Below are 13,728 nucleotides of genomic sequence, written 5' to 3'. Positions count from 1 at the left end.
CCGATACTTATGGCTGGGTTGTTCGAGAGCGCCGGCGGAGGCAGTGCGGCGATCGCGCTGGACGAGCTGGAGGCGTCCATCCTGCGCTCGCTGGAAGTGCAGATGGTGGAGCTGATCGGGCCGGGCCCGGGGGAGGGGAGCGACGACCCGCTGGCCGCGCTGTTCGCCGAAGGCCCGACCGAGGCGCCGGCCGACCCGGCGCTGGCCCGGCTCTTCCCCGACGCCTACGGCGAGCCCGGGCAGGACGCCGACCAGCAGACGAAGGCCGCGTCCGGCGAGTTCCGCCGCTACACCGAGCCGGACCTGCGCACCCGCAAGCGCGAGGACGCGCTGAGCGTGATCCGCGCACTGGACGAACTCGGCGGCGACGGCGGCGTCCTGAAGGTGGCCGCCGCCGACTGCCTGCACTGGCTCGGGGCGCTGAACGACCTGCGGCTGACGCTCGGTGCGCGCCTGGAGGTCACCGAGGAGGACGAGCAGGGCCTCTACGACCTGCCCGACAGCGACCCGCGCAAGCCCCTCGTGATGGCCTACCTGTGGCTCGGCGGGATGCAGGAGTCGCTGCTGGAGGCGATGGTCGACTGACGCGCCGTCACCCTTGGCCCCCTGTCCGCATGCTGGACCTGGGCGATGATCCTGATCTGCCAGATCCGCTACCGCACCGCATGGAAGGCCGGCCTGCTGCCGCCGCCCACCTTCAAGGCGCCGGGCGGTGCGTACGTCAGCTGGGGAGCGCTCGCCTTCCTGGCGCTGGTGGTCGTCCTGATCGCGTTCGACGAGGACAACCGGATCTCGCTGTACGTCTTCCCGGTGTGGGCGGTGCTGCTGGTCATCGGGTACCAGGTGCTCGAGCGCCGCAGGCCGGAGGCCCTCCAGGGGCCGGCGCAGGACCACGTCCACGCGCCGTCCGGCAGTTGAGCCGGGGCACGGGCCCGTCCGGGCGCGTGGCTATCCTGACCGCATGCTGACCATCTCCCGAGAGCTGCACGACGCGATCGTCGCCCACGCGCGTGCCGACCACCCGGACGAGGCCTGCGGCGTGGTCGCGGGCCCGGCCGGCACCGGGCGCCCCGAGCGGTTCATCCCGATGCTCAATGCGGCCCGCTCGCCCACGTTCTACGAGTTCGACTCCGGTGACCTGCTCAAGCTCTACCGCGAGATGGACGACCGGGACGAGGAGCCGGTGGTCGTCTACCACTCGCACACCGCCACCGAGGCCTACCCCTCGCGCACCGACGTCAGTTACGCCTCCGAGCCGTTCGCCCACTACGTCCTGGTCTCCACGGTGGAGGGCACCGGCCCCGAGGACCCGTTCCAGTTCCGCTCGTTCCGCATCGTGGACGGCGAGATCACAGAGGAAGACGTCCAGGTCGTCGAGGCGTACGAGGCCTGACCGGGCCGGACCTCACCGGGCCCGCCGCACCGCCCTCCGGCGGTCGGCGGGCCCTCCCGTCTCACCAGGAGAAACGGAATCATCCGGATCGCGAGACGGAGATGTCGGAGCGGGGGCGGGAATCTATACGATGAGCCCATGCGTTCCGTCGATGTGAGTACCCAGGCCCCAGGCATCCGCCTCGTGGCGCGCCTGCACATCGACCTGTGCCGGCTCGCCAGCACGATCTGTCCCGGCACCGCCGACGCCTGCTGACCTCGGCACCAGCCGCCCGCCCCGCACCCGGGGCCACTCTTCCCTGCCGCGCCCCTGCGGCCCACCCGAAATCATCTCCACAGGAGCAGCAGCCATGGCCATCGAGGTCCGCATCCCCACCATCCTCCGCACCTACACCGACGGCGCCAAGGCCGTCGAGGGCACCGGTAACAACCTCGGGGAGCTCTTCACCGACCTCGACGCCCGCCACCCGGGCATCGCCGCCCGCCTGCTGGACGGCGGCGAGCTGCGCCGCTTCGTCAACGTCTACCTGAACGACGAGGACGTCCGCTTCCTGGACGGCATCGGCACCTCCCTCACCGACGGCGACAGCGTCACCATCCTCCCGGCCGTGGCCGGCGGCTGAGGGGCCTCCGGCAGTTGGGGGGCGGCGTCGCGACGTCCGGGCTCTCGCCTGAACGGCTTGTCGTCAGTCGCCGCAGCTCCGCTGCCACTCCCACCTCCGCACCGCCCGGACTCGGCCCGGACGCCGCTCCTTGCTCCACCCCCCAACTGACGAAGGCCCCAAGCTGATGCGTTACGACAGCCCGCTCGAAGCCGTCGGCAACACCCCGCTGGTCCGGCTTCCCCGGCTCTCCGCCGCCGTCCCCGGCAACGGGGACGGGCTGGTGAACCTCTGGGCCAAGCTGGAGGACCGCAACCCGACCGGCTCGATCAAGGACCGCCCGGCCCTGCACATGATCGAGCGGGCCGAGGCCGCCGGGAGGCTCACCCCCGGCTGCACCATCCTGGAGCCCACCAGCGGCAACACCGGCATCTCGCTCGCCATGGCGGCCAAGCTCAAGGGCTACCGCATGGTCTGCGTCATGCCGGAGAACACCAGCGAGGAGCGCCGCGAGCTGCTCCGCATGTGGGGCGCCGAGATCATCCCCTCGCCCGCCGCGGGCGGCTCCAACACGGCGGTCCGGATCGCCAAGGAGATCGCCGCCGAGCACCCCGACTGGGTGATGCTCTACCAGTACGGCAACCCGGACAACGCGGGCGCGCACTACGCCACCACCGGCCCGGAGATCCTCGCCGACCTCCCGACCGTCACCCACTTCGTCGCCGGCCTCGGCACCACCGGCACCCTGATGGGCGTCGGCCGCTACCTGCGCGAGAAGGTCCCCGGCATCCAGATCGTCGCCGCCGAGCCGCGCTACGACGACCTGGTGTACGGGCTGCGCAACCTCGACGAGGGCTTCGTCCCCGAGCTGTACGACGCCGAGGTGCTCACCACCCGCTTCTCCGTCGGCTCGGCGGACGCGGTGCGCCGCACACGCGAGCTGCTGCAGCAGGAGGGCATCTTCGCGGGCGTCTCCTCCGGCGCCATCCTGCACGCCGCGATCGGCGTCGGCCGCAAGGCCGCCCAGGCCGGCGAGCGGGCGGACGTGGTGTTCGTGGTCGCCGACGGCGGCTGGAAGTACCTGTCGACCGGCATCTACACGGCCGAGTCGACCGAGGAAGCGGTCGAGGCGCTGCAGGGCCAGCTCTGGGCCTGACGGGTCTGACGGGTCTGACCGGGGTCCGACCGGTCCGACGGCGCTTCGGAAGGCGCGGCACCCCTCACGGGGTGCCGCGCCTTCGTCACTTCATCGCGTTCCGGGCGCGGCCCCAGGTCTTCACGTCGACCGTGCCCACCTTGCGGCGGAAGTCCGCGATCGGCACCTCGCGCAGCTCGTCCGTCTCCAGCCAGCTGGCCCGGCCCCGCCGGTCGCCGACCGTGCCGCGGGGCAGTGGGAGCACGCCCGGGCGCTCGGCGTGGTGCTTGCTGGTGATCTTCGCGACCGTCGCGTGCGTCCGGTTCACCCGGATCACCAGGCAGGGCCTGTCCTTCGATCCCGGGCCGTCCTCGAACGGCACCTCGGCCCACCAGACCTCGCGCGGCTCCGGGTGACCGGCGGCACGCGCGCGGGCGCGCTGCACGGCCTGCCACAGCCAGGCGGCCGCGGCGGCCGTCAGGATGACCGCGACCAGGGCCAGCAGCAGGAGGAGCTTGACCGCGCCGTACGGGAGGTGGATGTCCATCCGCAGACCGTACCGGCCGCCCCGGCCGCCGTGACACTCGGGTATTTGTCCGTTCCCGGCTGCTGATTTGTCACGGAACGACCACCGAGTCCGTTCTGTGGCGGACTGCGTCGTTGGGCCGTAAAAGCTGATCGCCACAACCGAGTCCAGCCCTCGGAACCCTCACCCGAAGGTGGCACAGATGAGCCCACGCAGCACCGATCTGTGGTCCTATGCGGAGATCGCCCGCCACATCAGCGTCCAGCCGGACACCGTACGCAACTACCGCCGGCACGGCCTGCTGCCCGAGCCCGACGTGATCGACGGCGGCGGGCACCCGCGCTGGTACGCCGACACGATCCGCGCCTGGGCCCGCAACCGCCCCGGCCACCGCTGACCCTCGGGCCCCCGCCTCCGCCCGGCCCGTTCTGGTGATTCCAGCCACAGCGCGGCACGGAGACGGGGGCAAAGTGCCTCTCCGCCCTTACTCTCGACAACGCGAAGACAGCGCTACCGGCAGGTACAGCACTACCGGTCGGTGCAGGCAGACGCGGACCATGACCCATCGGGGCGGAGGGGCTCGGCATGAAACTGACCGTGGTGGGGTGCTCGGGGAGCTTCCCGTCCGCCGACTCGCCCTGTTCCAGCTACCTGGTCGAGGCCGACGGCTTCCGCGCGGTGCTGGACCTCGGCAACGGCGCGCTCGGGGCCCTCCAGCAGCACTGCGGCCTGTACGACGTCGACGCGATCCTGCTCAGCCACCTGCACGCCGACCACTGCATCGACCTCTGCGCCTACTGGGTCGCCCGCAACTACCGCCTCGAGGGCTGCCCCGACCCCCTGCCCGTCTACGGGCCGCACGGCACCCCCGAGCGGCTCGCCCGCGCGTACGACATGCCGGAGGACCCGGGGATGAAGGAGGTCTTCGACTTCCGCACCCTGACCGAGGGTACCTTCGACCTCGGACCGCTGCGGATCACCGCCGTCCCGGTCAACCACCCCGTCGAGGCGTACGCCTTCCGCATCGAGCACGACGGCCGGAGCCTGGTCTACTCCGGCGACACCGGCGTGTGCGCCGAGCTCGTCGAGCTCGCCAGAGGCACCGACCTCTTCCTCTGCGAGGCCGCCTTCACCCACGGCAAGGAGGACTACGAGGCCGTGCACCTCAACGGCCGCCAGGCCGGCGAGCACGCCGCCGCCGCCGGGGTCGGCCGCCTGGTGCTCACCCACATCCCGCCGTGGACGGACGCCTCCGCCAACCGGCGTGACGCCGCCGCCGTGTACCCCGGACCGGTCGAGCTCGCCCGCGCCGGCGCGGTGTACGAGCTCTAGCCGCCCCTCAGCCCACAGGCGTCAGCCAGCCGCGGTAGCGCGCCTCGGCGCCGGTCACCGCCGCCTCGTACAGCTCGCGCAGCCGGACCGTCAGATCGCCCGGTGCGGACGGGAGTTCGCGGTTGTCGAGCGAGCGGACCGGGACGATCCCGGCCGCCGTACCGCACACGAAGACCTCGTCCGCCGCGTACAGGTCCGAGCGCAGCAGGTTCTCCACCTGCACCTCGACGCCCAGATCCCGGGCCAGCGTCAGCACCGTGTCCTGGGTGATGCCCTCCAGGGCCCCCGCGCCGGCCGGCGGGGTGCGCAGCACGCCGCCGCGCACGGCGAAGATGTTCTCCGAGCTGCACTCGCTGACCGCGCCGTCGGCCGCCAGCAGCAGCGCCTCGTCGAACCCGGCGTCCGTCGCCTCCCGCCGGGCCAGCACCGAGTTCAGGTACGGGCCGGTCGCCTTCGCGGCGGGCGGCACGGCGTTCGGGTCGGTGCGGCGCCAGCTGCTGGTCATCACCCGCAGCGCCTCCGAACCCACCGGGCTGTCCCACTCCCAGCTCGCGATCACCGTGGTGGTCGGCGAGGAGCGCATGTCCAGGCCCATCGCTCCGTAGCCAAGGAAGGCGAAGTGCCGCAGGTAGCACGAGCGGTGGCCGTTGGCCCGGAGCAGTTCCAGGGTGCCCTTGGCCAACTCCTCGGCGCCGTACGGCATCGGGAGCCGCAGCATGTGCGCGCTGCGGGCCAGCCGGCGCAGGTGGTCGTCCAGCCGGAAGACCGCGGGCCCGTCGGCGGTGGCGAAGACCCGGGTGCCCTCCAGCACCCCCGTGCCGTAGTGCAGCCCGTGCGTCAGGACGTGCACCCGGGCCTGCTGCCAGGGCACCAGGGCGCCGTCGAACCAGATGGTGGGAGCTTCGATCAGAGACATGGGGCCATCCTGGAGCCGGTGCCGGCCGCCGGCGGGCTTCGCACCGGTGCCGGATCCGGCCATGGCCGGGAGCGGAGCCGCCGCCCACGGGAGTCCGGATGGTGAAATCGCCCGTCCGAATGGTGGCCAGGTGGCTAGGGTCCGGCGCTGTGGAGAACAGTGCCGCCCTGTACGGGTACCTGCTGGCCGACCCGGGGCGCTCCCTGGACGATCTTCGGTGCGAACTCGGCTGGAGCGAAGCCGAGTTCGAGTCCGCGGTGGACGAGCTGCGCCGGCTCGGACTGCTCCAGCCGACCACCGCCACCGGCAGCGGGCTCGCCGCCGTCTCCGTCGACAGCGCCGTCCGCCAGCTGCTGCTCGACGCCGACGGGCAGGTGGCCGAACTCTTCACCGCCGTCCAGCGCACCCGCGACTCGGTCGAACAGCTCCACGCCCGCTACCTGCCCGTCCAGACCCGGCAACGAGTCGGCCGCGCACCGGAGCTGGTGCGCGGACCCGACAGGATCGCCGCCCTGCTGGAGGACGCCGCCCGCAGCGCCCGCACCGAGGCACTCTCGCTGCGCCCCGGCCAGGACCTCTCCGAACCGGCCCTCGCCGAGAAGCTCGCCCGGGAACGGATCGCCCTGGCGCGCGGCGCCGAGCTGCGCACCATCTACCCGGCCGCGGTGCTGCGCCGGCCCGCCGTGCTCGCCCACCTCCGGGCGCTCACGGCCGCCGGGGCGGGGATCCGTGTCGCGCACGCCCTGCCGCTCCGGCTGATCGTCGTGGACGCCTCACTGGCGGTCCTGCCCGCTCCGGCCGCGGACTCCGGAGCGGCGGTGGTGGTCCGCGATCCGGCGGTGGTCGGGGTGGTCCGCGAGCTGTTCGAGTACTTCTGGGCGGTCGCCTGGGTACCGCCCGAGCTGCTGACCCGGGCGGTACCGGGCGACCGGCACCGGGAGGTGCTGAGGCTGCTGGCCGCCGGGCTGACGGACGAGGCCATCGGCCGGAAGCTGGAGATCTCCGACCGCACGGTCCGCCGGCTGGTCGCCGACCTCACCGCCGACCTCGGCGCGCAGAGCCGCTTCCAGGCCGGTGTGCACGCGGCCCGGCTGGGCTGGCTGTAGCAGGCCCTGCCGGTCCCGGACCGGTCATGCGAACGGCCCCGCCCCGCCGCAGGGGAGTGCGGCGGGGCGGGGCCGGGGCATCGGGAGGGCGTCAGGCCTTGGTGACGTCCTCGATCTCGGTGTCGTCCTCGCGTCCGGGGGTCTTGAGGTTGAACTTGACGATCGCGAAGCGGAAGACCGCGTAGTAGATCGCCGCGAAGACCAGGCCGATCGGGATGATCATCAGCGGGTGGGCCGCCTTGCTGAACCCGAGTGCGTAGTCGATCAGGCCGGCCGAGAAGGTGAAGCCGGCGTGCACGCCGAGCGCCCAGGTGACCGCCATCGAGACGGCGGTGAGGACCGCGTGGATGGCGAACAGGACCGGCGCGATGAACAGGAAGGCGAACTCGATCGGCTCGGTGACGCCGGTGACGAAGGAGGTCAGCGCGAGGGACATCATCATGCCCATCACGGCCTTGCGACGCTCGGGGCGGGCGGCGTGCGCGATGGCCAGCGAGGCGGCCGGGAGCGCGAACATCATGATCGGGAAGAAGCCCGACATGAACTGTCCGGCGCTCGGGTCACCGGCGAAGTAGCGGGTGAGGTCGCCGTGCACCACGGTGCCGTCGGCCTTGGTGAAGTCGCCGGTCTGGAACCACGCGTACGAGTTCACGAACTGGTGCATGCCGACCGGGAGCAGTCCGCGGTTGACCAGGCCGAACGCGCCTGCGCCGAAGGCACCCGCACCGATCAGGCTGTCGTTGAGGCTGCCGATGGCGTCGCCGACCGGGCCCCAGCAGAGAGCGAAGATCACGCCGACGGCGGTGCCGACGAAGGCCATGAGGATCGGGACCAGGCGGCGGCCGTTGAAGAAACCGAGCCAGTCGACCAGCTTGGTGCGGTGGTACTTCTGCCACAGCACGGCGCTCAGCAGGCCGATGACGATACCGCCGAGCACGCCGGGGTTCTGGTAGGTCGGGGCGACCCACTTGCCGTCCGCGATGTGGCCCTCGGTGATCGGGAACGCGGTCAGCACGTTCTTGTACACCAGGAATCCGACCAGGGCGGCGAGGGCGGTGGAGCCGTCCGCCTTCTTGGCGAAGCCGATGGCGATACCCACCGCGAACAGCAGCGGCAGGTTCGAGAACACGGCGTCACCGGCGGTGGCGAACACCGCGGCGACCTTGTCCCAGCCGAGGCCGTCCTTTCCGAACACGTCGTCCTGGCCCAGGCGCAGCAGCAGACCTGCGGCGGGCAGGACGGCGATCGGCAGCTGGAGGCTGCGACCGATCTTCTGCAGACCCTGGAGGAGGCTCTGCCCGAACTTCTTGCCCGGGGAGGGTGCCGGGGCGGCGGGCGCCGGTGCCTGCGCAGTCGTACTCATGGGGGTAGTTCCTAACGACAGGGCGGGTCGGTCGGGAGGTGCATCGGGGGGCCGAACCGCGGACTGGTCTACACCACAAGTGGTGTAGACCAGTTTTGTAGCACGCGGGGACAAGGGGGGGAACCCCTGGAAGCGGTGCAGGTAGGAAGCGCTATGAAATCGAAACCTTGTTATGGATTGACGATCTTGGCTACCCGCCGTAACCGCTGATTTGGAGAGTTGCGCAACAAAAGACCCCGCCCCCGCCTGGGGTCAGGCCTTGGTCACGTCCTCGACCTCGTCCTCGTCCTCGCGGCCGGGAGTCTTGAGATTGAATTTGATGATGATGAACCGGAACATCGCGTAATAGACGACCGCGAAACACAGGCCGATCGGCATGATCAGCCACGGTTTGGTCGCGAGCCCCCAGTTGATGACGTAGTCGATCAGCCCGGCTGAGAAGGTGAAGCCGGCGTGCACCCCGAGGGCCCAGGTGACCGCCATGGAGACGCCTGTCAGCACGGCGTGCACCGCGAACAGCGCCGGGACGACGTAGGCGAAGGAGTACTCGATCGGCTCGGTCACGCCGGTGACGAACGAGGTCAGCGCGACCGAGGTCATCAGGCCGTAGATCTCCTTGCGGCGGTGCGGCTTGGCGGAGTGCGCGATGGCGAGCGCGGCGGCCGGCAGCGCGAACATCATGATCGGGAAGAAGCCCGAGGTGAACTGGCCGGCGGTGGGGTCGCCCGCGAGGAAGCGCGGGATGTCGCCGTGGACGATGCTGCCGTCCGCCTTGGTGAACTCGCCGAACTGGAACCAGAGGAAGGTGTTCAGTAGCTGGTGCATGCCGACCAGCAGAAGTGCGCGGTTGGCGACGCCGAAGATGCCGGAGCCCCACGAGCCGAGGTCGGAGAGCCACTGTCCGAACGAGGTCATCCCGTCGCCGATCGGCGGCCAGACCCACACGCTGAGGCAGGCGAAGAGCATGCCCACCAGGGCCGTGATCATCGGCACCAGGCGGCGGCCGTTGAAGAAGCCGAGCCAGTCCACCAGCTTGGTGCGGTGGAAGCGGACCCAGAGCCACGCGGACATCAACCCGATCAGGATGCCGCCCAGGACGCCCGGGTTCTGGTAGGTCGCTGCCGCCGCCTTCAGGGAGGCGTAGTCGATGCACTGGTTGCCCACCAGGACAGTCGGCGCCTTGCAGGCCTCCGGGAACGCCCGCAGCACGTTGTAGTAGACGAGGAACCCGACGACCGCGGCGAGCGCGGTGGAGCCGTCCGCCTTCTTGGCCATGCCGATCGCGACACCGATGCAGAACAGCATCGGCAGACCGAGCGAGGAGTCGAGCAGGGCGCCGCCGGCGGCAGCGAAGACCTTGGCGACGTTGTTCCAGCCGAGGCCGTCCTTGCCGAAGACGTCGGGCTGTCCGAGGCGGTTGAGGATACCCGCGGCCGGGAGGACGGCAACCGGGAGCTGCAGGCTGCGGCCCATCTTCTGCAGGCCGCCGTAGAAGGAGTGCCACCACTGCGCCTGGGGAACCGCGGCCTCTGCCGAACTCATCTCGCCCTCCGAGTGCCGTGCCGAGCCGGTCGGTGGGCGCGGAACGCCGGGGGCCGGTCCTGCGTTGTCCGGAGTGCACCTAATATTGGTGTAGACCACTTATGGGCAGGGGCGGGCACGTCGGGTCCAAGGTCCCACTGATCGTCATCCTCGGGTGAAGATCGGGAGTGCGCGCGCCGAAATGGGCCAAAAGTGAACTAACGTGGCATACCGGTCCAACTCGGGCGATGCTTGTCGCGCTGTTGTGCAGCGCGGCGTCTGAACCCGCGTCACTTCCGGCAGCGACCCTCCCCCAGCCATCGGCCGGGGGTACCCCAGCACCGAGCATTACGGCACCCGGCGCACCAGCCGACGCGCCGAGACAGAGGGAGAAAGACATGGCCAGCAAGGCTGAGAAGATCGTCGCCGGTCTCGGCGGGATCGACAACATCGAAGAGGTCGAGGGCTGCATCACCCGCCTCCGCACCGAGGTCAAGGACGCCTCCCTCGTCGACGAAGCCGCCCTGAAGGCCGCCGGCGCCCACGGCGTCGTCAAGATGGGCACCGCGATCCAGGTCGTCATCGGCACCGACGCCGACCCGATCGCCGCCGACATCGAAGACATGATGTGAGCTGACCACACCGGTCACCCGCGCCCGGCCCGCCGACCACCCGTCGGCGGGCCGGGCGCGTTTGATGGAGCACCTCCGGGACCGACTACGCTCGGAGGCTATGTCACGCATCGACGGCCGCACACCCGACCAGCTCCGCCCCATCACCATCGAACGAGGCTGGAGCAAGCACGCCGAAGGCTCCGTCCTGATCACCTACGGCGACACCAAGGTGCTCTGCACCGCCAGCGTCACCGAAGGCGTCCCCCGCTGGCGCAAGGGCACCGGCGAAGGCTGGGTCACCGCCGAGTACTCCATGCTCCCGCGCGCCACCAACACCCGCGGCGACCGCGAGTCCGTCCGCGGCAAGATCGGCGGCCGCACCCACGAGATCAGCCGCCTCATCGGCCGCTCGCTCCGCGCCGTCGTCGACCACCGCGCCCTCGCCGAGAACACCATCGTCCTCGACTGCGATGTCCTCCAGGCCGACGGCGGCACCCGCACCGCCGCCATCACCGGCGCGTACGTCGCCCTGGTCGACGCCGTCTCCTGGGCCCGCGACAAGAAGCTGCTGCGCGCCAAGGGCCAGCCCATCACCGGCGGCGTCAGCGCGGTCAGCGTCGGCATCATCGACGGCGTCCCCATGCTCGACCTCCAGTACGAGGAGGACGTCCGCGCCGAGACCGACATGAACATCGTCTGCACCGCCGACGGCCGCTTCGTCGAGGTCCAGGGCACCGCCGAGGGCGCCCCCTTCGACCGCGCCCTCCTCGACCAGCTGCTCGACCTCGGCACCCTCGGCTGCGCCGAGCTCGACGAGATCCAGCGCAAGGCCCTCCAGGGCTGAGCCCCCAGACCCCCAGGTCCGAGCGATCCTCCAGGGCTGAACGAGCGTCAGCTGCTACGGGCTCCGGGTGCGGCCGCTGTACAGGCGGGGCCCGGAGCCCGTACGGTCGGCTCAGACGCCCGCCCGGTACGGGAACCGGCGGCACCCCGCCGGCCGTCTCCACCTACCGGACCCGCCCCAGCGCTCTCACCGGAGGACCATCGATGCCGCACAGCATCAACCGCTCCACCACCCTCGCCGTGGCCGCGCTCATCCTCCTGCTCCCGCTCAGCGCGGTGAGCTGCTCCGCCGCCCAGAAGGCGATCGACTGCGGCAACACCGCGATTAAGATCACCAGTGACATCTCCGACGTCACCGCCGCCTTCAACAACGCGAACAACGACCCGCAGGCCGCCGGGCAGGCCCTGCAGAAGCTCAAGAACGACCTCGACCAGCTCGGCCGCAACTCCAGCGACACCGACGTCACCAAGGCCATCACCGACCTGCAGACCCAGGTAGACAAGACCCAGCAGGCCGTCGACGCCAAGCAGGTCCCCGACCTCAAGCCCCTCGGTGACGCCGCCGCCAACCTCAGCAAGGTCTGCACCGGCTGACGCCCTGGCTAGGGTTCTCCCATGACTACCCGACGCCTCGTCCTCGCCACCCGCAACCAGCACAAGATCGCCGAGCTGCGCGCCATCCTCGGCGACGCCGGGCTGGACGTCGAACTGGTCGGCGCTGACGCGTACCCCGAGATCCCGGACGTTCCCGAGACCGGCGTCACCTTCGCGGAGAACGCCCTGCTCAAGGCCCACGCCCTGGCCCGCGCCACCGGTCTTCCGGCGGTCGCCGACGACTCCGGCCTCTGCGTGGACGTCCTGAACGGTGCGCCCGGCATCTTCTCCGCCCGCTGGGCCGGCAAGCACGGCGACGACCGGGCCAACCTGGAGCTGCTGCTCGCCCAGCTCTCCGACATCGCCGAGTCGCACCGGGGCGCCCACTTCGCCTGCGCCGCGGCCCTCGCCCTCCCCAACGGCACCGAACGCGTCGTCGAGGGCCGCCTCCTCGGCACCCTCCGCACCGCCCCCTCCGGCAACGGCGGCTTCGGCTACGACCCGATCCTCCAGCCCCTCGGCGAAGCCCGCACCTGCGCCGAGCTGACCCCCGCCGAGAAGAACGCCATCAGCCACCGCGGCCAGGCCTTCCGAGCCTTGGCGCCGGTCGTCCGCGAGCTGCTCGGCTGACGCTTCGCCATATGACGCACCGAAGGCCCATCCGTGAGGTACTCCCGGATGGGCCTTCGATTCAAAGGGTAATGATGTGCGGCCGAAGGGATTCGAACCCTCAAGCCCTCACGGGCCAACGGACCTAAACCGTCTGCGTCGCCACTGCGCCACGGCCGCCTGCTGCGGGACAGTGTACTTCGAGCGCCCGCAGACTGTCGCCCGCGATTGATTGAGCGGGGATCATGCGGCCGACCTCCGCGACCAGCCCGCGCGATCGATTGCGGCCACGATAGGTCGGGGTCTGGCTGTGGCAGTTCGGACACAGGAACCGGACGTTCTCCAGCCGGTTGTCCAGCCAATTGCCGTTGATGTGGTCGATCTCCAGTACCAGCTTTGCGCCGTTCCACGCCGCGCTGACACCGCACAAGGTGCAGTGGTAGGCCACTCCGAAGTCCTCCATCGCACGTCGCAGCTGAACGTTCTTGGTTCGCCTGGAACCGGGCGGGAGCGTGACGAGGATGTCCTTAGCTGACTTTCGGTTGTGAGACGGCTGCCCCTTCGTGTGTCCCTGGCCGGAGAAGTGGTCCGTGTTGACGTGGTGGAGAGCGATGCTCTGCTTCACGAGCCTTCGGGAAGCGGTGCCCTCGACAAGGTCAAGTGCGCGGACCACTCCGATGATGCTGCGCTGTTCAGCCACCGTCCGTGCCAGCAAGGCTTTCGGGATCACGTCGCCGCGGAAGCGGGCTGTCCCCTGTTGCCCGAACGAGAAGTGTGAGGTGTCAATTCCGAACTCGGTGAGTCGCTTCTTCATGTACGAGTACGCGCTGTCGTACGGCTCGACGCCCATGTAGCGGAGCATCGAGCTGATGCTGGTGCTGTTGGCAGCCGCCTCCGCCAGCTGCTCTCTGGTGTAGCGGCGCCGTCCGTAGTCGGGGCGCCCCTGGTTGAAATGCGAGGTGTCGATCCCGTAGAACTTCAGCCGCCTGCTGAGGTAGCTGTGAGTGCCTCCCGCCATCGGTACGCCGAGCCTGCGCATCATGTCGTTGACGCTGTCGGACTCGGCGGCCAGCTCTGCGAGCAGTTCGCGGGTGTACTTGACCGGCATTGGAACCCCTCCCGGGCCTTGTGGTGCGCCCGTCCCCCAGGGATACGAACGAGTGTTGGGGTGGAAG

The 13,728-nt window shown here is 70.4% G+C and carries 18 protein-coding genes and 1 tRNA gene; 13 read left to right on the top strand and 6 right to left on the bottom strand.

The features are described 5' to 3' along the window. Positions 1-9: 9 nt before the first annotated feature. The 6 genes from FB465_RS12470 to FB465_RS12450 all read left to right on the top strand — a co-directional run bounded on the left by FB465_RS12470 (position 10) and on the right by FB465_RS12450 (position 3,150). Positions 10-585 (top strand): DUF2017 domain-containing protein, encoded by a 576-nt coding sequence (locus FB465_RS12470; RefSeq protein ID WP_145790306.1) that lies wholly within the window; start codon positions 10-12, stop codon positions 583-585. Positions 586-630: 45 nt separating this feature from the next. Beyond that, entirely contained in the window at positions 631-918 is a 288-nt protein-coding gene (locus tag FB465_RS12465; protein WP_145790304.1) for a hypothetical protein, read from the top strand. A gap of 43 nt (positions 919-961) precedes the next feature. Then, the gene (locus FB465_RS12460) at positions 962-1,393 is read left to right on the top strand and encodes a M67 family metallopeptidase (protein WP_145790302.1); all 432 of its coding nucleotides are present in this window, start codon (positions 962-964) and stop codon (positions 1,391-1,393) included. Between the two features lie 138 nt (positions 1,394-1,531). Next, positions 1,532-1,648 (top strand): putative leader peptide, encoded by a 117-nt coding sequence (locus FB465_RS37705; RefSeq protein WP_342791798.1) that lies wholly within the window; start codon positions 1,532-1,534, stop codon positions 1,646-1,648. Between the two features lie 94 nt (positions 1,649-1,742). Next, on the top strand, positions 1,743-2,015 hold the full coding sequence (locus FB465_RS12455) for a MoaD/ThiS family protein (protein ID WP_145790300.1): 273 nt from the start codon (positions 1,743-1,745) through the stop codon (positions 2,013-2,015). 166 nt (positions 2,016-2,181) lie between these two features. Continuing rightward, entirely contained in the window at positions 2,182-3,150 is a 969-nt protein-coding gene (locus FB465_RS12450; RefSeq protein WP_145790298.1) for a PLP-dependent cysteine synthase family protein, read from the top strand. A gap of 85 nt (positions 3,151-3,235) precedes the next feature. Here FB465_RS12450 and FB465_RS12445 read toward each other — a convergent pair whose 3' ends face one another. Then, complete coding sequence (locus FB465_RS12445) at positions 3,236-3,676, bottom strand: type II toxin-antitoxin system PemK/MazF family toxin (RefSeq protein ID WP_145790296.1); 441 nt, start codon at positions 3,674-3,676, stop codon at positions 3,236-3,238. 181 nt (positions 3,677-3,857) lie between these two features. Between FB465_RS12445 and FB465_RS12440 the strand changes: the two genes are divergently transcribed. Both FB465_RS12440 and FB465_RS12435 read left to right on the top strand, forming a co-directional pair. Continuing rightward, on the top strand, positions 3,858-4,052 hold the full coding sequence (locus FB465_RS12440; RefSeq protein ID WP_145790294.1) for a helix-turn-helix transcriptional regulator: 195 nt from the start codon (positions 3,858-3,860) through the stop codon (positions 4,050-4,052). 188 nt (positions 4,053-4,240) lie between these two features. Further along, complete coding sequence (locus FB465_RS12435) at positions 4,241-4,987, top strand: MBL fold metallo-hydrolase (RefSeq protein ID WP_145790292.1); 747 nt, start codon at positions 4,241-4,243, stop codon at positions 4,985-4,987. Between the two features lie 7 nt (positions 4,988-4,994). Here FB465_RS12435 and FB465_RS12430 read toward each other — a convergent pair whose 3' ends face one another. Then, a complete protein-coding gene (locus FB465_RS12430; protein WP_145790290.1) occupies positions 4,995-5,903 on the bottom strand; it encodes a branched-chain amino acid transaminase in 909 nt (302 codons plus the stop codon). A 149-nt stretch (positions 5,904-6,052) separates the two neighbouring features. On the opposite strand from FB465_RS12430, the gene FB465_RS12425 reads away from it, so the two are divergent. Then, complete coding sequence (locus FB465_RS12425) at positions 6,053-7,009, top strand: LuxR C-terminal-related transcriptional regulator (protein ID WP_170290576.1); 957 nt, start codon at positions 6,053-6,055, stop codon at positions 7,007-7,009. Positions 7,010-7,100: 91 nt separating this feature from the next. Here the strand turns inward: FB465_RS12425 and FB465_RS12420 are convergent, their stop codons facing one another. Then, positions 7,101-8,372 (bottom strand): PTS transporter subunit EIIC, encoded by a 1,272-nt coding sequence (locus tag FB465_RS12420; RefSeq protein ID WP_145790286.1) that lies wholly within the window; start codon positions 8,370-8,372, stop codon positions 7,101-7,103. Positions 8,373-8,624: 252 nt separating this feature from the next. Further along, positions 8,625-9,914 (bottom strand): PTS transporter subunit EIIC, encoded by a 1,290-nt coding sequence (locus FB465_RS12415; protein WP_145790285.1) that lies wholly within the window; start codon positions 9,912-9,914, stop codon positions 8,625-8,627. A 377-nt stretch (positions 9,915-10,291) separates the two neighbouring features. On the opposite strand from FB465_RS12415, the gene FB465_RS12410 reads away from it, so the two are divergent. The 4 genes from FB465_RS12410 (at position 10,292) to rdgB (ending at position 12,574) form a co-directional block, all read left to right on the top strand. Then, entirely contained in the window at positions 10,292-10,525 is a 234-nt protein-coding gene (locus FB465_RS12410; RefSeq protein ID WP_030060521.1) for a PTS sugar transporter subunit IIB, read from the top strand. A gap of 100 nt (positions 10,526-10,625) precedes the next feature. After that, entirely contained in the window at positions 10,626-11,351 is a 726-nt protein-coding gene (gene rph / locus FB465_RS12405) for a ribonuclease PH (RefSeq protein WP_145790284.1), read from the top strand. Positions 11,352-11,554: 203 nt separating this feature from the next. Next, a complete protein-coding gene (locus tag FB465_RS12400; protein WP_145790283.1) occupies positions 11,555-11,944 on the top strand; it encodes a hypothetical protein in 390 nt (129 codons plus the stop codon). 21 nt (positions 11,945-11,965) lie between these two features. Then, positions 11,966-12,574 carry an RdgB/HAM1 family non-canonical purine NTP pyrophosphatase gene (gene rdgB, locus FB465_RS12395; protein ID WP_145790282.1) on the top strand — a complete coding sequence of 203 codons (609 nt, stop codon included), beginning with the start codon at positions 11,966-11,968 and terminating at the stop codon, positions 12,572-12,574. Between the two features lie 77 nt (positions 12,575-12,651). On the opposite strand, the gene FB465_RS12390 is transcribed toward rdgB, so the two are convergent. Further along, a tRNA-Leu gene (locus tag FB465_RS12390) sits at positions 12,652-12,733 on the bottom strand. Further along, the gene (locus tag FB465_RS12385; protein WP_211785766.1) at positions 12,699-13,661 is read right to left on the bottom strand and encodes an HNH endonuclease signature motif containing protein; all 963 of its coding nucleotides are present in this window, start codon (positions 13,659-13,661) and stop codon (positions 12,699-12,701) included. Before FB465_RS12385 ends, FB465_RS12390 begins: the two co-directional genes overlap by 35 nt. Positions 13,662-13,728 lie beyond the last annotated feature (67 nt).

It is taken from the genome of Kitasatospora atroaurantiaca (genome assembly GCF_007828955.1).
Classification (GTDB): Bacteria; Actinomycetota; Actinomycetes; order Streptomycetales; family Streptomycetaceae; genus Kitasatospora; species Kitasatospora atroaurantiaca.
This window is presented reverse-complemented; position numbering and strand designations above follow the sequence as displayed.